This is a genomic window from Paenibacillus sp. FW104-T2, assembly GCF_058789975.1.
In genome coordinates this window covers 453,953-475,379 of the sequence record NZ_JBYTCE010000001.1, presented here as the reverse complement: position 1 = coordinate 475,379, position 21,427 = coordinate 453,953, and the positions used below count along the sequence as shown (strand labels likewise).

The 21,427-nt window shown below is 51.6% G+C and carries 14 protein-coding genes; 1 reads left to right on the top strand and 13 read right to left on the bottom strand.

Features of this window, described 5'->3' with window-relative positions; translation table 11 throughout:
* Positions 1 to 55 precede the first annotated feature (55 nt).
* The 3 genes from AC3WQ3_RS02090 to AC3WQ3_RS02080 are packed head-to-tail and all read right to left on the bottom strand — an operon-like array spanning position 56 to position 7,738.
* Complete coding sequence (locus AC3WQ3_RS02090; protein ID WP_492471322.1) at positions 56 to 2,500, bottom strand: transcription initiation factor TFIID; 2,445 nt, start codon at positions 2,498 to 2,500, stop codon at positions 56 to 58.
* A 1-nt stretch (position 2,501) separates the two neighbouring features.
* A complete protein-coding gene (locus tag AC3WQ3_RS02085) occupies positions 2,502 to 5,891 on the bottom strand; it encodes a tubulin-like doman-containing protein (RefSeq protein WP_492471321.1) in 3,390 nt (1,129 codons plus the stop codon).
* A 53-nt stretch (positions 5,892 to 5,944) separates the two neighbouring features.
* The gene (locus AC3WQ3_RS02080) at positions 5,945 to 7,738 is read right to left on the bottom strand and encodes a vWA domain-containing protein (protein ID WP_492471320.1); all 1,794 of its coding nucleotides are present in this window, start codon (positions 7,736 to 7,738) and stop codon (positions 5,945 to 5,947) included.
* Positions 7,739 to 8,171: 433 nt separating this feature from the next.
* Between AC3WQ3_RS02080 and AC3WQ3_RS02075 the strand changes: the two genes are divergently transcribed.
* Complete coding sequence (locus AC3WQ3_RS02075; protein WP_492471319.1) at positions 8,172 to 9,110, top strand: hypothetical protein; 939 nt, start codon at positions 8,172 to 8,174, stop codon at positions 9,108 to 9,110.
* Between the two features lie 455 nt (positions 9,111 to 9,565).
* Here the strand turns inward: AC3WQ3_RS02075 and AC3WQ3_RS02070 are convergent, their stop codons facing one another.
* From AC3WQ3_RS02070 to cobI, 10 genes are all read right to left on the bottom strand, one after another.
* Positions 9,566 to 11,095 carry a DEAD/DEAH box helicase gene (locus AC3WQ3_RS02070; RefSeq protein WP_127537312.1) on the bottom strand — a complete coding sequence of 510 codons (1,530 nt, stop codon included), beginning with the start codon at positions 11,093 to 11,095 and terminating at the stop codon, positions 9,566 to 9,568.
* 205 nt (positions 11,096 to 11,300) lie between these two features.
* A complete protein-coding gene (locus AC3WQ3_RS02065) occupies positions 11,301 to 12,749 on the bottom strand; it encodes a SulP family inorganic anion transporter (protein ID WP_492471318.1) in 1,449 nt (482 codons plus the stop codon).
* Positions 12,750 to 13,288: 539 nt separating this feature from the next.
* Positions 13,289 to 14,959: an ABC1 kinase family protein gene (locus AC3WQ3_RS02060; protein ID WP_336782238.1), complete on the bottom strand. Its 1,671-nt coding sequence runs from the start codon at positions 14,957 to 14,959 to the stop codon at positions 13,289 to 13,291.
* The gene (locus tag AC3WQ3_RS02055) at positions 14,960 to 15,340 is read right to left on the bottom strand and encodes a phasin family protein (RefSeq protein WP_492471317.1); all 381 of its coding nucleotides are present in this window, start codon (positions 15,338 to 15,340) and stop codon (positions 14,960 to 14,962) included.
* 72 nt (positions 15,341 to 15,412) lie between these two features.
* The gene (locus tag AC3WQ3_RS02050; RefSeq protein ID WP_095291082.1) at positions 15,413 to 16,051 is read right to left on the bottom strand and encodes a ThuA domain-containing protein; all 639 of its coding nucleotides are present in this window, start codon (positions 16,049 to 16,051) and stop codon (positions 15,413 to 15,415) included.
* A 258-nt stretch (positions 16,052 to 16,309) separates the two neighbouring features.
* Positions 16,310 to 17,032 carry an SDR family oxidoreductase gene (locus AC3WQ3_RS02045; protein WP_492471316.1) on the bottom strand — a complete coding sequence of 241 codons (723 nt, stop codon included), beginning with the start codon at positions 17,030 to 17,032 and terminating at the stop codon, positions 16,310 to 16,312.
* A 165-nt stretch (positions 17,033 to 17,197) separates the two neighbouring features.
* Entirely contained in the window at positions 17,198 to 18,700 is a 1,503-nt protein-coding gene (locus AC3WQ3_RS02040; protein WP_492471315.1) for a cobyrinic acid a,c-diamide synthase CobB, read from the bottom strand.
* A 105-nt stretch (positions 18,701 to 18,805) separates the two neighbouring features.
* Complete coding sequence (locus AC3WQ3_RS02035; protein ID WP_336782241.1) at positions 18,806 to 19,894, bottom strand: cobalt-precorrin 5A hydrolase; 1,089 nt, start codon at positions 19,892 to 19,894, stop codon at positions 18,806 to 18,808.
* A complete protein-coding gene (gene cobM, locus AC3WQ3_RS02030) occupies positions 19,887 to 20,684 on the bottom strand; it encodes a precorrin-4 C(11)-methyltransferase (protein ID WP_492471314.1) in 798 nt (265 codons plus the stop codon). The genes AC3WQ3_RS02035 and cobM overlap by 8 nt, the downstream gene beginning before the upstream one ends.
* On the bottom strand, positions 20,681 to 21,397 hold the full coding sequence (gene cobI / locus AC3WQ3_RS02025; protein ID WP_492471313.1) for a precorrin-2 C(20)-methyltransferase: 717 nt from the start codon (positions 21,395 to 21,397) through the stop codon (positions 20,681 to 20,683). The genes cobM and cobI overlap by 4 nt, the downstream gene beginning before the upstream one ends.
* Positions 21,398 to 21,427 lie beyond the last annotated feature (30 nt).

Sequence of the window (21,427 nt, the reverse complement as noted above, 5' to 3'; positions counted from 1 at the left end):
CAAACCAGCCCATCATAGGCTGAATTAATACCGGAGTCGATCATGACATGTCGTTCTATCGCATAGGTGATAGCTTATCAGCCAGGCCTGCTGGATGAAGCTCATAACCGTTCTCCGTATACGAGTCGTAATACACCTTGCCGTTGCGATAGACCATCAGATCCTCCAGATGGAACCCTCCCATCAGGTTCAACTTTTCCACACCACTGCTGCGTTCTTCGTACACCACTCCCAGCTTATAGATGCGGGATGTTTCCTCCGCATGTGCCGCATAATCCATGAAAGCACTGTGATGATCGCCAAAGAAATACTTTTCTTCATACCGGTGTTCCTGGGTATAATCGAATACCCGTATTCTCACAACCGCCTGATCCTCCAGCGTACGGTATAACCTGCGGAATAGATCATCGCGGGTCAATACGTTTTTGTCCCCGTAGGTAATCGTTACATTCGCCCGCTGCAGCAGTTCTTCCTCAAAAGGCAATCTTAGTGGTTCTGCTGTGAGCAGCAGCGCATGACATACCTCCATCAGACGTTGCAGCAAACGCTCGTTGCCTTCGGCAGCAAGCCGGTTAATGTCTCCCATATAACGCTCTTCAAACCAAACATCCCGGCCCCGCTTGGCCTCCAAATCGGCAATCAATGCTTCTGTTACCTTCCCGTAATACTCCATCACATTCTGTCCGATATATTCATCCGCTGCCGCGATGCGCTCTTCTGCCGCTTCACGCAACGTACGTTCCAGCGCTTCAAGTGCTGTCGTTATGCTGCGGCTGAAGCTATGAAGCTGTTCCATCTCCGAATCGTAGATGCGAAGCAATTGCAGTTCATTTTCCAGTCGCAACAGCTCTGTCTTGGGCACATATACGCGTTCCAACAAACAATCGATCAGATTCCGTACATTCTGCTTGTCCCGGAACAACGCCCGCTTGATTGGCTGATCCTCCACTTGCTCCTGCTGACGCTGTTCCAGCAGGGCACGTACCGATTCAAGCTGAACCGATTTGTCACGAATGAGTCCCAGCAAAGCCTCACGTACGCTCCCAGGGCTGCTGTCACTCCATGAAGCCCATTGGAAATAGCCAATCTCCGGATACTCCGTCCGTGACTGCTCTGCCCGGCGGAGTAGGGAACTCTGACTGCTGCGCTGACGGAGACGCTCTTCCGCCGGACGTACCATATTGTCACGGAAGTACGTCTCAGCACCCTGACCAAATAACGCCCGCTCTGCTTCGCGCAGGGATAGCGGCTTGAGATCGGAGAAGCTGACGTTATGGGTCATAATGCCGCTCATGCCACCCACCAGATCTTGCTCGGGCAGCAGCCCTTCCACCTTACGCTCTACGGATGAAGCGTCCAGACCGAAGAAAGCAAGCTTGTCTTTCATGCTCAAATCCGGCTCCTGTCGCATAAGATCCAACAGATAGCGGTATAGATGGTACAACACCGCGAGCGCAATCGGTTGGTTGGGCCGTCTGATCTCGGCAAAACCCGCACTGGCATAGCCATGCTGATCCGAGGTTGTTCGAATGTTGTTTTTGAACGATGTATTATTGTAGGTATTGGCCCCTGTACTTGCAACCGCACCGAGTGCATCCGGATCCTGTTTCCGATTCTTCAGCAGGCAGATTCGGCAGATAATCTCGGCATTCTCTATCCATCCCCCGGCCACGCCGGTTCCTCGCTCATTTTTGTCAGACAGGATATAGACGAGATCAAACAAAGGCGAAGAAGGGTGCACAACGGGAATGGAAATCCCATCTTCCGTTACGAGCAGATTACCGCTGAACGTATAGTCCAGCGCTTGCATATGATCCAGTTCCCTCAAAAAGGCAAGTCCGGCTGCACTTGCATATCCGAAGGACTCCACCTGCTCCATCTCGCTGACCAGTACATGCAGATCCGTCTGAACCGACTTGAAAGATTGGGCCAAAATGTTCTCGGTGAGCTTCGTCAATTCCGGAAGAAGCACATTCAGCGGATCATCTGCCCTTGTCACGACGGTTACATAGATCCGATCAAATGATGAATATAACCGGCCGTATTCAGCGATCCGGTTGCTCACCCGGCGCAGCGTGCGATTCAGACCAAAGAGCGCCTGCTCCGAATCGTGAAAACTGCGGTGTACATCCTTGCGCATGGTCTTCGAAGGACGTCCAGCCTGTTCGGTGGATAGAGGCAGGATATGACGGGTCACCTGACCGTCTTCCAATGAGTCACGATGCTCCCGTCCTCCTTGTTCCTCCCGGCCCTCTGTTCCAATCTGGAGATATACCACACCTTCTCCGTTATCCCACTTCAACTGATTAATCTCGCGCACTGCAGCCATGGCCGGTTCGACCAGGTCACCAACAAACAGAAACAGGGCCGGGTAATGGATGCTGCTTCGTCCATCACCCAGGCTGCCTTGCCGCTCCTGCTCTGCCGCATATTGTGCTGCGTACTTCTCCAGATCCCGCTTCAGGGTATTGTTCAACTTGAACTCCATCCCGGCACCCATGTTACTTCAGCCTTCTGCGGATGTCATTCAGCTTCGACGACATCGTTCTGTAGAACTGATAGATGTCTTCACCGTTCGCCAGCTCCACGCGCTCATATTCCAGACGGTCACGCGATTCCATGAACAGGGCAGCCAGATCATCCAGTTTGGCCAGCAGCGGAGCGATGTCCTCAGAAGCCGTTAGTTCGTTATCCCGGCGGGAAGCTTTGCGCAGCAGCGTACTGCGATCTTTTTCAGGCAAACCGCGGAAGTTGCCAAACACTTCGTACTCGGCGAAGTTGCGGCTCTTCATCAGGTTCGCGAACGGTTCCCAGGCATCCTCTTCCGGATCGCGGTCGTAGACATAGAGTGCGCCTTTCTTGACGATCGTGTCCGTATACAGAGCTTCGATGAAGCGATCATACCACTGTTCCTCATCCTGATGCTGTGCAAGAATGCCTTCGAGTTCAGCCACTTTGGCCGAGATGGCATTCATCTTCGCCAGTTCTTCACGTACCCGTGCGATAAGCTGCGGGGAACGTACCAGGTTTTCTTTGGCCATATCTTCATTAATACTGCCGAAAATATCCTTGATCCCTACACGCTGCAGCCCTTCGGATTGCAGTCGTTTCAGTTCGGTCACGGCCCGTTTTACCTCACCCAGATTCGGGGTCGTCGACGTCAGACGCATGTCGTAAGCATTCAGCTTCGCGGCCAGGTCAAACGGCTCCGTTGTGACAACGGCATAACGATTGCTCGTATTCTCATCGATTGTTTTGGCCGTAATGATGTTGTATCCAATCGCTTGCTCGAATTCGGTACGTACCCGCGCATTATACTGCTTCACCCGGGCATTCTCGTAGACATCACCCCAGGACTTTTCTGGAATCGGAGATGGCAGGTAGGTCCAGTTATTTTTCTCTGTCTGTACCAGATGGCGTCCGATGCCTTCCTTGTCCAAAATGGTGCGTTCATAGCTTTCCTCATAAACCTTGAGCGGCGTATACACAAACAGCGGCACCCCGTTGCGCGTATTCAGCCAGAAAATCCGGTTGCGGACTTCACTTTCCTTGACGGTAAAGTGGGATTTGCCCACCGCATTGTTCTGATAATTGCGAATCCCTTTGAGAATGCCTGGCGCCTGTGTCGGCACAGAGACGAAACCCCATGACGGGAAATGCAGACTGCCTGTGCTGTTGCTGAGATTGAACACCGGAACGGCCTCATCATCCAGCTTGCCAGCGATGTGACGCTCCACGAATTTCTCAACAGACTCGTCCTGCCCGTATTTGATCACCAGGAAATCTTCCATGGAACGGGTAATGAGATCCCCGAATTTCTCCGTCAGAAAGTCCGAAATGGAACTAACCACGTCAATTTCGTTCTCTTTCACCCACTGGTTGGAGTTCTCCAGCAGCTCACGAGAGAAGTCGCGAATCAGGTCATCTGTGTCGCGCTTGTCCAGCAGCCCATCCACCACATTGACGATATCCGGTACACTAACGACGTTCCAGTAGTAGGTTTTGTTGCCTTTGTGATCGGACTGTTCTTCACCGCGCGTCAGAATATCTCCGTTCTTGGAGAAAATCGAGCTGAGCGCATTCAGCGTCTCGGTAAATACGTTATAGATGCGGCTGTTTTCCTGATTCAACAGTTCATAGAGATCCTCATAGAACTCAATCATCTGATCGTTGCGTTCCACGTCGGCGTGCAGCCAGTACTCATGGATTTTAGCTTCAATATATGCATTCTTTTTCTTCTCTTTGGAAACAAAGGCACTCTTCGCGTCACCCAGCTTCTCCTCCGATTGCTCCTGCGCAGCTTCAATGTCACGCGGAATCCGGAATGCATTCTCCCGCAGCGTTTCGATATACGACTGGATCATCTTCAGTATGCAGAAGCCTTTTTCCGTGTAGATCAAACGGGAGACGTAGAAAGGACCCTGTTCGGGATGCAAAAACATGCGCCGGATCTGTTCGGTAAACTGACCGGCAATCTCGCCCGGCAGCTGTTTCTTCGCCTTGATGTATTCTTCGCGGGCACGGGCCAGGAAGTTCTGCTCCAGCTCGGTGTCCATGTTCACCACCTGTGATTTCACGACATTGCCGTAGGACAGACGTTCACTGTTCTGATAACCCGGCAGCGGCTCTGGCACGCGGGACTCGAAGGACTTCACGACACTTTCGAGATCGATGCCCAGCTTGCGGGCAAACTTCTCCGTATCCTCCTGGTTCGGAGCTTTGGAGAACATGGTGCTCATTTTGTCGAACATCCGGTATGCCAGATACGTCGTCATCTCTTCAATCGGCAGTACCGCTGAGGAAGCACCGATAATGTTGTAATCATAGTTGGCCGGATACGCCTTGTTCATCTGTGCAATGTTGGTACGGATGTTGCTGATATAATCGTGAATCGCAAATTCTTCGCCCGACTGCTTCTCCTCGCTGGCCATGAAGTTGGTGATGTTCTCGGCCGTCACGTTCATGCAGTAGTCATAGGCATTCTCCAGCAGCTTGCCTTCCGTATTCGTTGCCGAAATCAGGTGACACAGGTTAAACGGCGGCAGCGGTGAATTGACGTTCAGGATATTGCCGTATTTCTGCGTGAAACGCTCCCCGCGGCTGTCGACGTTCATCCAGTAATCCAGCTCTTTGAGCGCAGCATAGCCATTTTTGCGAATATATTCGCGTGTGTGCTCACTCAAACTTTTGTTCGATAGATTCACGTCTGGCGTAAACAGGTAACCCAGCGTATTAACGCGGTCAATCCCGGCAGAACCGTGATCCCGTTCAATGATACCGCGCACGATATAGGAGATATCGAGGAAGCACCCGCTGCCTGTACCACCGGATAGACCGGTAAGGAGGAACACCATTAGCTTTTTGTTGGTGCCTACAGATAACGTTTTGATCTTTTTGTCGATCGCCTGCACGACCTGATTGATTTTGGTGAACAGCAGCAGCCGTCCAGCCTGGCGTACCCCTGCTGCTCCATTCATGCCGTCCGTGATGCTCAGTTCCGGAGACAGCCAGTCCGTAATATATGGCTCCAGCACGCTGCGGTTCTGCAGCAGTCCACCAATCTCGGCATTGGACAGCAGGACGAATTCGTTAATCGGGTCCAGTCCGATGCCTTTGTACTTCTTCGCACGGTCCTGCTCGTTGGTTTCAAACGCGAGAAATTCCACGTTGTCCGGCTTGTCCATTTTTTTCTTGGATACCGGGTCCTGAGGCAGCTTGAAGCGGCGGTTAATCTGATATTTAAGACGCAGCAGCGCATCAATTCCCGTTCCTCCAAGACCGATAATCAGGATCGGGTTATCGATTGTATCGACCCTGATCTTCTCGCTGACGATCCCTCCGCCTAGCGATACATCCAGCTGCTGAATATGTTCTCTGACAATTGGTTTCATTCCATGTCCTCCCTTTGGTTAACACACTACCTTGCTTAGGAACTCCAAACTTCTTATACCAGATACTCAATCAAAATCGTTTTATCCGCCTGTTGCAGCGGGATGCTCAGCCGGTCACCATTCTTCAGTTCAACGCCTGAGCTTGCATCCACGGCACGTCCGGATTTCTCCAATGTACCGCCTGCGGTATTGCGAATGATAATTCGGTCCCCATTGCTGGGCGTAAATATATATTTCTCAGTTTCCTTCAATTCCGGATCCAGCTGTAAGAGCTGATGCAGATGGAATCTTCCCCGGAAGGATGCCAGTTTTTTGTATTGTGGATAGGACTTGTCTCCAGTGTTCTCATCCCGAATCTCGACAATGATCTGGCCGACAAAGCCGCGGTTTTTGCGTTTCAGCCAGCCCATTAGGAACCAGGCACCAACTGCAACCACAATCAGGGCTATCACTCCCAAAATCACCGGTAACCATGGAAACGGCTTGTCCTGCTCACCACCTGAGGTGGTTGGCTGTGTTCCCGCACCTGCCGTACCGCCTGCATTGATGGTAATAGGCGCACTTTCACGATAGAAGCTGTCCTCCTCCGCACGAATCACCAGTTCATAGTTATGATTGTCCGGCACTTCAAAGGTACCTGCAAAGCCGCTGCCTGTATTCTCCAGCGGTTGTTCCTCACTCTTGTTCGTATCCAGATCGTTTACGACCAACGTCGCCTTCATATCTGCATACAGAGCGTTATCCTGGAGCGGCTGACCTCCATTCTCCAGCTTGGCTGTCAGATCCACCTTGTCGCCCTTTGTATAGGACTTGGTCTTAATTGGGTCCACGACGAGCTGCAGATCGTAGTTGAACAGCAGGTTGATATCGATGCTGTCTTTCGGAGCCCCTTTTACCCGAAGTTTCCAGTCGCCTTCCTGAGGCTTGAGCAGCTTGACCAGTGAATAACTTTTGGATGTCGAGAGCTTGGCCTCATCCGAGTTCAGATCCACCGCTTTGCCCGAAGGATCGATCAATTCAATCTCTACCTGCTTGGAAGACATAATTGAAATATTGGCCTCAAGCACGCTGTCATTTGGTACGTTGACCGTAACTTCCTGAAAATTGCCGCTGCCTGTGATGGAAGGCAATTTCACGACATTCAGCTTGGCATGATCTGCAAATATCTCACTCAGAATCTGCGGCAGATCATCCGGCGTATCCGTGATGAATGACTTTCCTCCTGTCTGACTGGCCAGATCAGCTAGCGCATCCTTGTTCAGTTTGCCATCTGCGTTTAGTCCGATCGTATAGACCGGAATGCCCTGATCCTGTGCTTCTTGAACGGCCTTCGCCAGATCGGCATCAGACTGTGCCTGGGTGCGGCCTTTGGTTTTGTTAAAATCATTGTTGCCGTCTGCAAGCAGTACGATCATGGGTGAGTGTGATGCATCTGCACCATGATTCAGCACATTCACCGCTTCAGCCACCCCGACGGAAATATCAGTGTATGGCCCGCGGCCCAGCTGATCAATAAAGTCCTTCAGGCTGCTCTTGTCCGCATCGGACTGAATCTCCAGCAGTGCCTTTTCCCGCTCTACCTGATCGGTATAAGCAACAATCCCTACCTTGTCCCCCTGGACCGGCAGCATATCAATAAACATTTTCATGGCTTCATTACTGATCTTGTCACGGTCACTTGTATTCATCGAGTTACTTACATCGGCTACAAGTACGGCATCGATCCCGCTCGTCTGTGCCTGAGCAGCTGCAGCTTGGGGCAGCAACGCCTTAGGCAGCAGCAGGGTTAGAAATGTCAGCAGAACCAGGGTTCCGCTAAGCCAGCGTATTTTGCGTGTCCGCAGCATTGGGTGTACTCCTTCACGTTTGAGATTAAAATGGGAATAGTTTATTATAGGCGTCAAGCCTTAAGGAAATCTTAACAGTCTACTAATATATTCTGAAAAGCACCCCTATCTTGAGTTACAGTTTTGTAATGATTGACAAAAATCGACCTATTCGGCGCTACTACTGGCATTTTAATTCCAACTATGGAAATATGATATAGTTATTGCCAGTAAACTGCAATATAACGAAACCTTGTTTCAGATTTACACTATTCTGCATAACAACTATGCCTAGAAAGGAATCGATTATGGTTACATACGGATGCCTCGCCATATTGTTTCTTTTTGTCCTTATAAAAGGAATCTCGCTCTTTTTCCAGGGCCGCAAACCCGTGACACGGGAAGATACAGACCGTACCCTGTACACTATACTGAATGGTGAGCGTGATTAAGCATGAGTGCCAAACGAGTGGTATCCATCAGACCTTTTAACCGAACGACCTATGCTTATGAGAAGCTGCACGTCTGCAAGCGCTGTGGACAATATACCTGCTTGTGGGAGGATGAGTGTACCTCCTGTGGCCGCAGCGCCCTCGTTTCTGTCCAGCAGCGTGCCGGATCACGAGTGAAACGCCGGATTGCACGCGATCTGTTCCTTGCAATTATAATCGGAACCGCTGCCACCTACTTCGGTGAAACAACGGATCAGACCATGATGGCAGCCACCGTAACCCTGCTGCTGATCGGATGGCTCATCTTCATACATCACCGTACCTTCCCTGCCCAGCGAAACCGGCAGATGAAGCGCATGTTATACGAAGATCGGGAAGAGATCCGTCAGGGGATCAACCGTAACTGGGCGCTCGTGGCCGAAGCCCGCAAAGAAGACGAGGCGCTCGCTTACGAGATGCTGCGCGAGATTGGATCGCTCGTCTATAATGACCGGATTCGCCTTCAGCAGGTTGCCCTGCTGCAATCCTTCGTGCTTCGAAGTGATATGGATCTGCAGCTCCAGCCCCTGCTGCTGCGCAGCTTCGAGCGGCTGCTCGCCGAATACATCGGTGAAATCGCCCGGCTTAAGCCGGAGCTGATTCGTGAAGATGCGATCCGGTATATCGCCACATACGAAGTTAATATTTTGCAGCTGCACAACGGAATTCAGATTCTAACTGCTGTAGCAGCTGCGGCTGTGCGCAAAAGCAAATATATCGAGTTATTCCCAAGTCTTATTACCCGTTACGCACGCTTTATGCCCAAAGACCGGTTCATGCGTCTCTATCGTACGCTTGAGCTATATCCTGGCAAGGCACGTGGCGGTATGGCTGAATCCGTTGGGAGAGTATATAACGAGAAATATAGGGACAACCTTGCAGATGTTCATGTCCAGAGCTAACGCATGTGGGTTGCATACGTAAATTAGTGCATACTCATTCCCCATATATAGACGAACTGAAATGGATGTATCCCTGCATACCTTTCGGGACTGACTTGTACGCATGATTGTAATCATATAAGCTTCGATGAAAAAACACCCCATCCTTAGGTCTAGGATGAGGTGTTTTGATGTTTGGAAAATTTTTGTCTGGATACCCCCATATGCCGCATCTGCAACATTTATGATTTACACGTCGGTTGCTTCAACCATATTCATAAAAGTTATACGATGTAAGGGAAATCCGGCAGTGTATAGGCATATCAAAAAAGGCCGCAACGAGATCCCGTCGCGACCTTCATTGAGGACTCGATACATCCGTGCCGAGTCCTATCGTATTCTCGCCATGCCGCTACTAGCTGCATGGCGTTCAAACTCATCGTCCAGCACGGCTGCCCTGTGCTGACGACAAGTTCTTACCGTCCGCGACGAGAATCGCGGCGGTCACTTTTGGCTGGCCCGCGCCCGCCTGAATTACGCTTGTCCGCACTGCGACCAGCCCAGCCGCTGCTGCGCTCATCACCGCTGCGACCTGCACCACGACCGCCACGGCCACCTTGGCCTGCTGCACCGCGACTGCTGTCGCTGCTGCGTGCCGATCCGCGTCCTGCGCTGCGCTCATCGCCACTGCGGCCGCTGCTACGGCCACCGCTGCGTCCACCTTCACCACCGCGGGAACCACGGCCACCACGACCGCCTTCACTCCGGCCGCTGCGGCCTGCGCCGCGACGGGCACTGCCTGTTCCGGCAGAGCGTCCACCCGAACGTTCATCATTATCCTGACTGTTGATGGAACGTCTGGCTGCTCCGGTAGAGGCCACTGGACCCTCGCTCGTCCACTGAATGCGGGTCAGCTTCTGATTGGTTCCTTCCTCAATACGCGCTAGCTCCGGTCTGTCATGCTGCGTTGCAAACGTCACGGCTAGACCCGTTCCGCCGGCACGACCCGTACGGCCGATCCGGTGGATATAGCTCTCTGCGTCGTGTGGAATGTCATAGTTGAATACATGCGTTACGCCTTCAACATCCAGTCCGCGTGCCGCCACATCGGTAGCCACAAGGATTTGCAGTTTTGCATCGCGGAAGGCTTTCATGACATTCTCACGCTTGGATTGGGACAGATCCCCATGAAGCTCGTCACTCTCGTATCCTGCTTCGCGCAGATCTTCATTCAGCTTGGATGCACGGCGCTTGGTCCGGCAGAAAATAATCGCCAGGTACGGGCGATACGTATCAATCATGCCGCGAAGCGCATCGAACTTGCCGCGATCCGTACACTCCAGCACCTGTTGACGAATCTGATTGATCGGGATAACCGATTTCGAAGATACTTTTACATCCTCGGGATCTTTCATGTAATTCTTCGCCAAGTTGCGAATACCCTTCGGCATTGTTGCCGAGAACAGCATCGTCTGACGTTTATGCGGCAGTTCACGCAGAATGGTTTCTACATCGTCCAGGAAGCCCATGTGCAGCATTTGGTCCGCTTCATCCAGCACCAGCTTCTTCACGTTATCGAGCTTCAACGTGCCACGGCGCAGGTGATCCAGAAGACGCCCCGGTGTACCGATGACGATCTGAGTCCCATTTTGCAGCTTGCGCAGCTGTTTCTCCACATCCTGTCCGCCATACACAGCTAGCACATGAAGCTTATCGTCATTGGCCGTCAGCTTCTTCGCTTCCTCTGTAATTTGCAGGGCCAGCTCACGCGTAGGGGCGATAATCAATGCCTGTGGTGAGCGGTCCGATACGTTGATTTTCTGAATAATCGGCAGCAAAAAAGCCAGCGTTTTCCCTGTACCTGTCTGTGCCTCAGCAATAATGTCACGTCCGCCTAACAGTACGGGAATCGAGCGCTCCTGTACCGGTGTCGGCACGGCGATCCCCTGATGTTTCAGGATCTCGCACCATTCCGGGCGAATGCCCAGTTGTTCAAAGTTTGCCAATCGTTACACCTCTGTATGTTCATTTAGATAAGCCCATTTCGATGTATTCTTCCCCATGAAATGGATTTTCAAAAAGCAATCAGTCCGCCTGCTCTTTTTCTCCATACCGTGTAGTTTACACGTTTGTCCAGCAAAACAAAAGGGTACCAGACATGTTCCGGCACCCTTTTATTGTATTTCATGTTCCAGAGATCATTTATCTTCGTTAACCATGGCTCTGTGAGACCGCAAACCCGCTTCTCTCCAGCAAACGCGAGCTTTCCTCGTTCAAGCCTCGGAGATGCACCGTTTTGCCCAGTTTCGCATATTTGAACTTCACCTTGCCGATGGCAACAACGGCCGTGTTATCCCAAATATGTGACCCGCCAAAATCAATCGTGATCTCCTCCGGATCCGTTTCGGCATGAAACTCATCCACGAAGCGGGATGAAGAGCCGAAGAAGAACGGACCATGAACACGATATACCTTTTGACCCTGCTCCTCGCTGGCATGAACACGAATCTTGGCCTGTTTCCACCCAAAATGCAAGGCGCTAAGCACAACGCCGACCAGTACACCGATGGAAAGATCATTGGTGATGACGACGATCACAACCGTAACCACCATAACGAAGGCCTCTGCGCGTGGAACACGTGCAATATTTTTGACGGAACTCCAGTCAAACGTACCGATACACACCATAAACATGACACCTACCAGCGCACCCATCGGCACCTGTTTTACCACTCCGCTGAGCAGCAGCAGCAGGATGGCTAAAAAGGCGCCTGCCGTAAATGTGGACAGCCGTCCCCGGCCGCCGGACTTCACATTAATAACGGATTGTCCGATCATTGCACAGCCACCCATTCCGCCGAATAATCCGTTAACAAAGTTGGCAATCCCCTGACCGCGCACCTCACGGTTTTTGCTGCTCTTGGTCTCCGTCATTTCATCCACGATCGTAGCGGTCAGCAGGGATTCCAGCAAACCTACCAGCGCCATCGTAAATGAATAGGGCAGCAAAATCATCAGCGTGTTGAAGGACCACTCAATATTGGGCAGATGGAACATCGGGAGGGTACTCGTCAAATTCCCCATGTCGCCTACCTGCTTCACATCCAGATGGAACACCACCGTAATAATCGTCATGACGATAATGGCAATGAGAGGGGCCGGAACACCTTTGAAAAACCGTGGCAAAATATAAATGATGGCCAGCGTGCCTGCGACCATTGCATACATGATCCAGTTCGCACCTGTAAAATGCGTCAGCTGGGCCATGAAGATCAAAATCGCCAGGGCATTAACGAATCCGGTAAGTACCGAATGCGGCACAAACGTAATGAACTTCCCAACTTTAAAAATCCCTAAAATAAACTGAATAATTCCCGTCAATATCGTGGCCGCGAACAGATATTCCACGCCGTAATCCTTGACGAGGCCAACCATCAGCACCGCCATGGCGCCCGTAGCAGCCGAGATCATTCCCGGTCTTCCGCCTGCAATCGAGATCACAATTGCAATCGTAATGGATGCGTACAATCCGACCATCGGATCGACACCTGCAATGATGGAGAAAGCAATTGCTTCCGGAATCAGCGCCAGCGCTACCGTAATGCCTGCCAGCACATCTCCGCGAATGTTGCCAAACCATTGTTGTTTTAACGTATTCATATGTTCTTGCCGTTCCTCCTACACCGTTAACCTCGTGGGTTGATTACCTGAAATGCAGCAGCTAGGCACGTCACTGACCAACCACGACAGGGCAGCACAAAAGAGCGGAACACTCCCTCCGCATCATGGCCTGTCCGTGTTGATATAAGAAGCTCTTCATCCGGAATAAAAGATGTCCGAAATCCGCAGCTATCCTGCTTAATCCGTTCCAGTGCGTTCCACATGATTCTGTTACATCATTCAGGTTCAAGCTAAGAAGACATCAGAAGCCGACTCTTGATGTCGCTGGTCTTCCCCTCTCAGAAAGACCGGGTCCGTTATGTACTGACCTATTATTATAGACAGGACGATCCTTTTATACGAACAGGATATATCTTCGCAAACGATAGATTATCCCTGGATTTCTCTTATTTTTATAATATATCTCGGTCATGCTCTGTTTATCTGCTTTATAGTTAATGTAATATTTCCCAGAACAAAAAAGCCGTTAACGCTCCTTCGCCAAGAAGCATTAACAGCTCTTTCCTGCCTAAATGTAACTAGAATCTTCCCGATTTGAAAATCGAATAGAGCAGAAAGGCCACCATCAGAATGGCAACCAGAAAACCGATCTCAATGACCGGGATATCCCACAGCATCGTTGACTGATGACTGATTGAGGAACCAATAATGAGTCCGACCATAATGATACAAAAGGCGAGCAGCACGATACTGAAGGACAGACGATTACTGATCTGGTCCAGCCTGCGCATCAGCGTGTCCAGTTCGGGTACGCTGACCTCAAGCCGCAGCTTGCCTTTACTGATAATGGAGGATAGCTGCCGGAGCTGCCCCGGCAGTCCGATCACACTCTCAGTCAGATCTGCCGCACTGCGGAACAGCCGATTCTTAATTCGGCCCGGACTGAACCGGTCCTTGATCAGCTTCCGGCCGAAGGGCTCCGCCATATCCACAATGCTAAGTGATGGATCCAGATGTTCAATCACGCCTTCCATCGTGAGCAGCGATTTCCCCAGCAGCACGATGTCGGCTGGCATGACGACCCGGTGTCTCTGTGCGACACCGAACAGATCATTAAGCGCCTGACCCACGCTGATTTTGGAAAAGGGAATATCATAGTATTTGCTCCGCAGCTTGTCCAGGTCATTATGGAGGCCGCGGAGATCCATGTCATCAGGCATCATGCCCAGTTTCTCAATCGCCCGGATCATGCTGTCTGTATCCTTGCGCATCAAACCGATGATGAGCGAAGCCAGATGCTGCTTCATCTCATCGCTCAGAGTGCCAACCATGCCAAAATCGATAAACGCCAGTCGCCCGTCTTTTAACACCATCAGGTTACCAGGATGCGGATCTGCATGGAAGAAACCATGAATAAAGATCTGATTCAACAAGGAATCTACCAATCGCTGGGCAATGTCATTCAGGTCATGTCCACGTCTGACCAGTTCGTCACGGTCATTCAGCTTGATGCCCTCCACGTATTCCATGGTTAACACACGTGAGGAAGTCTGATCCCAGTAGATTAGCGGGATTTTGACCTTGTTATCCTGCTGGTACTGCTGGGCGATCTTCTCGGTATTCCGCCCCTCGACGGTATAATCCAGTTCAGCCATCAGCGCCTGGGCATACTCCTCTACCATCTGCGGAATCTGGTACTGCTTCACCCAGTCCCATCGCTTCTCCGCCATCGCTGTCAGCTCACGCAAAATATCCAAATCTCGCTGCACTATCCGTGAGATGCCGGGACGTTGGATCTTGATGGCAACGGCCTCCCCGCTTCGAAGCTTGCCCAGATGCACCTGCCCGATGCTGGCTGCAGCCACAGGGGTATCCTCGAACCGGGAAAAGATCTCCTCCAGTGGTGTATCCAATTCCTGTTCCAAAATCCCCCGTGCCGTTTCCGAAGAGAAAGGGGGCACCTGATCCTGCAGCTTCACCAGTTCACGAATGACCGGCTCAGGCAGCAGATCTGCCCTTGTGCTTGCCAGTTGCCCCAGCTTCACGAAAGCCGGCCCCAGCTCCTGCAGCACCAGCCTGATCCGTTCACTCAGCGTTTTGGTCGTGTGTGCTTCACGTGACATCCACCGCCGAGGTATGGCCAGCAGCTGGAACAGCCCCAGCTCCTCGACCATATAACCGAAGCCATGACGCACCAGCGCCATGGCAATTTCCCGGTATCTGCCGACATGTTTAATTCGCACAGCCATCTACTCGATCTCGTTTCCTTTGTGCGGAGGAGGAACTTCAAGTGGAGCTGGGGATACATCTGGTTGCATTTGTGGTGTTTGGCCCAGTTCGGCGAGCTTTTTCTCCAGTACAGCAACGCGCTGTTCCAGACTGGTCACATCACTCTCCGAAGGTACGCCTACTTCCTGAACCACCCGCTTGACCTGCTCATGAATCACTCGCTTGAGCTGGCCCTGTTCTTCGTCGCCACGTTCCATCAGACGCTCTACTAAAGCTTTGGATTCACCGGGCGCAAGTTCCCCGCGCTTGACCAGATCATCTACGGTTTTTTCGATTTTTTCCTTACTTACGACAGTAAGACCTAAACCCAATGAGATCGCCTTTTTGAACAAATCGCTCATTCTTGTCATCCTCCTCTTCGTTGATCTCTACATTATACCCTTTATACCCAGCACAACAAAGAAGCGGTCCGGTTACACGTAGCGCGCTGCCCATTTGCCTGCCTGCAGAATCAGCTGGCGATAGGATTCGTGTGCAAACGAGGGCACATGATGCCCTGGCATGAGGTACACGATCCGGCCCAGTCCATAGGTATGTGCCCAAGCTGCAGGCTTAGGTCCGTCTTCAGTCTGGTATTCAAGTAGGATTGTGGTTTCGGCAAACGACCCAAACTCGAACAGGTAAGGCTCTTCTTCCATGGTGAATCCGGTAATCCCCTCGGTCACAGGGTGTTTATGTTCCGTTACGGTAAACTCCAGCGGTCCATACGGTGGATGATGCAGGAATTTCGCGCCAATCATCTGCTTGAGTTCATAACGATTCTGAAGCGAAATCCCGTTATGTAGAATAACCAGGCCGCCTCCATTGCTCACATAGGACAGCAATCCAGCTGTCTGCTGAGGAGAGACTTTCCCCTTCCAATCGTCCATGTATGAAATACATACATCGAATCCCGATATGTTCTCCTGCAGCAGCATATTGCGATTCTCGCTGCACTGCACGGTCATGCTATCATGAAAAATACGGCTGATCTCTGCGTCAACATCCTGCAGCGGATGCCAGTCCGGATGTGTATAATCGCCGAGCAACAACGCCTTTTTACGATGGTCCATTAATAAAACTCCTTTCATGTTAAACCTATATAAAATGAGAAAATTTTCTACACCGTTTCACTCCGATTGCAGAACCATCTTACGATCGCTGTTATCCCCAGATTTTTTTGTATTCTTTTAATAATGAGAAAATCTTGGATAAGCTTATGCTTCCGATGTAGCTTTCTTATAGAAAGCTTTCAGCGAGCACTTCGTTTCTTCAGATTGGTTCTGCTCTCTCCGTTATAGTGTAGAAGTTGACTCACTTTATAAACAAGATTACCAGGGAAGCTCGTCCCCCTTGTAGTCTACATAGGCAGGCTGATCTCCCATAAAATCCTTGTGGCGGTCAATAAGTGCTGCGATATGCTGTGCAGAATATTCTGGCGTAAGGTCTGCGGCTGTGTTCAATTCACCGCTCATATAGCTCTGCACCCACCCGGGATGGATCAGCATGACCTGCCCACCTTCATCCTTGATCCCATTATGCACAAGCCTAGCCTGCATGTTTAGTGCAGATTTGGACATGCAGTAAGCGAACCAGCCATCTCTGTCGCACTGCTCAATACTGCCCGCCTCCGATGAGATGTCCACAATCAGCTTGCCCGTGCCCGCAAGAAGGAGGGGCAGCAGTGCGTGAGTTACACGCAGTGAACCCAGCGTATTCACGTTGAATACCTCCGCCATTTCGGCAAAGTTTAACGGCCCTCGGACATGATCCGTAATATTCCCTAGTATAGCCGCATTATTGATCAGCATATCCAGACGATCTGTATCCAGTTTGATGGTCTCGGTAAACAGCGCAACGGACAGATCATCGGCAATATCCAGCTCGATGACCCGAAGATGCTTCGGATAAGCTTGCACGAGCAGACGAATCCCCTCAGAGCTCTCCATATCCAGACCTGCAGCATATACAATATATCCTCTCTTCAGCATTTGTGCTGTCAGAGCCAATCCAAGTCCCCGGGCTGCCCCGGTCACACATACGGTTCTCACCATGCTTCCCCTCCCTATCCAGGCTGCTCTGTCTTTTAATTCATTCCACATGGTCAGGCAAAAACCTTTAAATGTAAACAGGAAAGCTTAACTTCACGACCAAAGTCTCATGATGTGATAAATGCAGGATTCTCTTTTCTTCTGTCACTTCATTTGAAAAATCTACACTTATATATGCTGACCACTTCTTCTCAGTCGGTATGACAGACAATGCTGCACCCATCTCCCTGCTGCACCTGGATGAGAACCGAGATGAACATGGGTATACCCGGCTACAACGTTACCTCTGGCATATCCCTCCTGCTTCATGCCCCGTAATCCCTTAGTCTCATAAGCATAGGGAATGTCGTCTTCCTCTTGGTAGGTCATGATGGAGTAATGAAATTCATGACCCCGAATCACCTCTCCTTTCTTCAGCAAAAAGGAATCCTCTACAGCTCTGGCCTCACGATAACCGAGTGCTGCACGCTTCGCTTGCATCTGTACTTGAGCAGGTATAATCCCTGCCATGTTATACGTTAGCCCTTCCCGGTTTGTTAACGTTTCGGCAAGCACCATATAACCGCCGCACTCCGCAAACAAAGGCATCTCACTGCGAACGGCCTCACGCAACCCCTCCAGAAACGAGACGTTATCTGCAATCAATGCAGCGAACTCCTCCGGGAAGCCCCCGCCAAGATAAATGCCATCCGCCTCAGTCGGTATGCCATCCCCTGCAAGAGGACTGAAGTACTTCAATCGGGCTCCTGCTGCTTCGAGCAGCTCCAGATTATCCGGATAATAGAAATTAAACGCCGCATCCCGGGCAACAGCTATTACCGGACTGGACGAAGTTCCGCGTTCATCGGACTCGCCAGACATACTGTCTTCGCTGCACTTCAAATGGACACCGGTCCACATTGGATCTGTGTTTTGCCTTGAAACATCCTCATGGTTCATGGTTAACTCTTCTTCTATGGCAGGTGCAGCCCTCGCTATGGCAATAATCGCATCCAGATCGGTGCCTTCCAGCAATGCGTCTGCAGCCCGCTCGAACAGAGACCCCAACTCTCCCCGTTCAATGGCAGGGACCAGCCCTAGATGACGCTCGGGAATTGACATGTCCTCCTCCCGTTTCAGCCATCCGACCACAGGAATGCCGCACATCTGCTCAATGGCTTTCTTCACAATACTGTAGTGGCCGGCACTTCCGCAGCGATTGACGATGACACCAGCGATGTTAAGGTCCGGCTCCAGCTGCTGAAAACCAAGTACGATCGCGGCTGCACTTCGAGCCATGCTGCGGACATCCACGACCAGAATGACCGGAGTCTGTGTAATGAGAGCAATCTCCGCAGTTGACCCCGTATTGCTTAAGGGATCTTTGCCATCATACAATCCCATGACACCTTCAATAATGGAAATATCATGTCCCGCTGACGCTTTCGCAAATGCTTTTTTTACATATTCCGGAGACGTCATCCATGCATCCAGGTTCCGTGATGCCCTGCCCGTTACAGCCGTATGATAGGTTGGATCAATATAATCCGGCCCGCACTTGAAGCCCTGTACGCTCATTCCGCTCCGGGCCAACGCCTTCATTAGGCCCAGGGTCACCGTTGTTTTCCCTGCACCGCTTCCCGTTCCGGCTATGATCAGCCGTGGTCTGGCATGTTGATTTGAACTGCTCATGATCCATTTCCACCTTTCTTCGATATAACAAAACCGCACCTCTAAACGATGCGGCCTACATAATACCTATTTGCTTCATCGCTGAAGCGCATAATTTCAATTTTGTTAGTCAAAAGGGATTCGCGTTACGGAAATCGTCAGGTTTCCGCTCTTTTTCTTCTCCAGCAGCCAGTGGTCTGCTCCGGAAGACAGCAATGCCGCAGGCTCGCTCACACCGTAAGCTCCGGTATATTTAAATACCGTCTCCGATGGATTTGGAAGCTTGACGGTATTCAGCTCGGCTGGCGTATACGTCACAAGTTCCCAGCCGTATTTGGCGCATAGAGCCAACAGGCCTTCTTCATCCTTTTTCAGATCAATCGTGGCTATGTTTCTTACGCTTTTCACCGAAAGGCACAGCTCTTCCAATGTGGCGAGCATCTCCTGCTCCAGTTCTTCCATGGATGTACCGCGATTGCAGCCCATGCCAATTACGAGGCTCTTCGGTCGATACAACACACCATTGGTCAGAAAACGTGTCTGTTCATCTTCCGTGAGCAGGCGGTCGCTAACCACAAGTGCCGCATTGAACGGAAACGACTCGGTTTCCTCCATGCGGCTGAAGACGCGGATATGATCCGGGACAGGCTTGTTATATCGCCACCAGTTCCGCTCTCCCGTCTCCTGAATCAGCACAACCGGCTCCTCGTTAACAACCGCTGCACTGACTGGCGTGGCCTTGTCGAAGCTGTCCACGATCCAGCCCAGCTCCCGTCCGAACATGTCTACCGGAATCGTCCCTTGCACATCCGAAGCCGTTGTGATCACTGCGCGTGCACCGAGTACTTCCGCGACCTGACGAGTCAGTTCATTCGCCCCGCCGAGATGGCCGGACAGCACACTGATGACATTCTCGCCGCGGTCATCAATGACCAGCACGGCGGGGTCGACTTTTTTGTCCACCAGCAGCGGGGCAATCATGCGGACTACCGCACCCAGAGAGATAAAGAGAATAATGCCGTTGTATCGCTTGAACAGATCCGGCAAAATCAGCTTCACCGAGCCTTCAAACAGCTGATAACCCAGCTCTTCTTCATCCCCGCGGGCGAACTTGCTCATGTAATACACGTCCGTACCCTGGAATTGTCCAGCCAGATTGCGTACCATCTCCACGCCATGCTTCGTGATGGCCACGGCTGCAAACGGATTACTCACCGGACTTCACTCCTTTGCGATAACCGTGGGTGAAGGATTTGTCATACAGCTTGGAACGATGAGCATCCCGGTTCACGAGATCGGGATCAAGCGCCCAGCCTGCCAAAATCATCGCATGCATCGTAATACCAGCGGCACGCAGATCGGCAGCCAGATTGGCGAGCGTGGTCCGTACAATCTTCTGATCCGGCCAAGTCGCCCGCTGCACGACCGCCACTGGTGTATCTTCGCTCCACCCTGCAGCGAGGAATTCAACCACGACTTTTTTCGCCAGCGTTGCACTCAGGAAGAGGGCCACCGTACAGTGATGTGACGCCAGATCACGCAGCTTCTCGCGTTCAGGTACTGGCGTGCGTCCTTCCGCGCGTGTCAGAATAACCGTCTGCGTCAGTTCAGGCACCGTTAGTTCCGCTCCAAGGGCTGCTGCCGAAGCAAAGACCGAGCTAACACCCGGGATAATCTCATACTCCACGCCCTGCTGCTTCAGCAGTACCATCTGTTCCAGAATTGCGCCGTACATCGCCGGATCACCGGTATGCACACGAGCTACGCTCCGGCCTGCACGAGTGGCTTCGCACATGAGCTCAACCTGCTGCTCCAGATCCATGCCGGAGCTTTGCAGCACTTCTGCTTCAGGCTTTGCCGTCGCAATCAGTTCATCGTTCACGAGGGAGTCAGTGTACAGGACCAGATCCGCATTTCTCAAAATGTTCGAGCCCTTCACCGTAACCAGTTCGGGATCGCCCGGACCTGCACCTACGATATACACTTTCGGTTCCAGTGTTTTCATTTGCTCACCACCATCAGGCTCAGATATTCCAGCTCCTGCCCTTTCAGTTCACGGGCATCGCGCCAGATCAGTTCATATGGAGAAGTGACTTTGGTGACGACCGAGGCTTTACCCCCGAGACCCATCTCGTCCAGCAATTCAAGCATCGGGTCAAGCACCTTCGCCACTTTGATAAATACAATTGTATCGTGATGCTCAATTGCCCGACGCATCGCTTCCTTATCGGCGGTTGCAGGGATAATGCCCACCTGCTCATCGCCGTCTGCCAGATGGATATCCAGTGCCGCTGCGGCGCCCAGTACAGAGGAAATTCCCGGAATCGAAGCAATCGGTACCTCGGGATGCAGTTCACGCATCAGTCGTGCCAGATGAATGAAGGTGCTGTACAGATTCGGATCGCCTTCGGTTACAAAGGCCACATCCTTACCCTCCTTCAGCGCACCCCAGCAGGCTTCGACGGTTTTGCCCCACTCCCGTTCAAGCACAACCGGGTCCTTGGTCATCGGAAAGATCAGGCCGAGCATCTCTTTCTCTTCCGGGTTAACATACAGTTCCACGATTTCGTGGGCATACGATTTGCCGCCCTTGCGTTTCTTCGGATATGCCACCACCGGACACTCCCGGATCATTCGGTATGCCTTCACCGTAATCAGTTCCGGGTCTCCTGGCCCGACACCCACGCCATACAGTGTACCTACTGCTGCCGTACTCATGTTGTTTTCCCCCTTGTCCTGTCCTTGAAA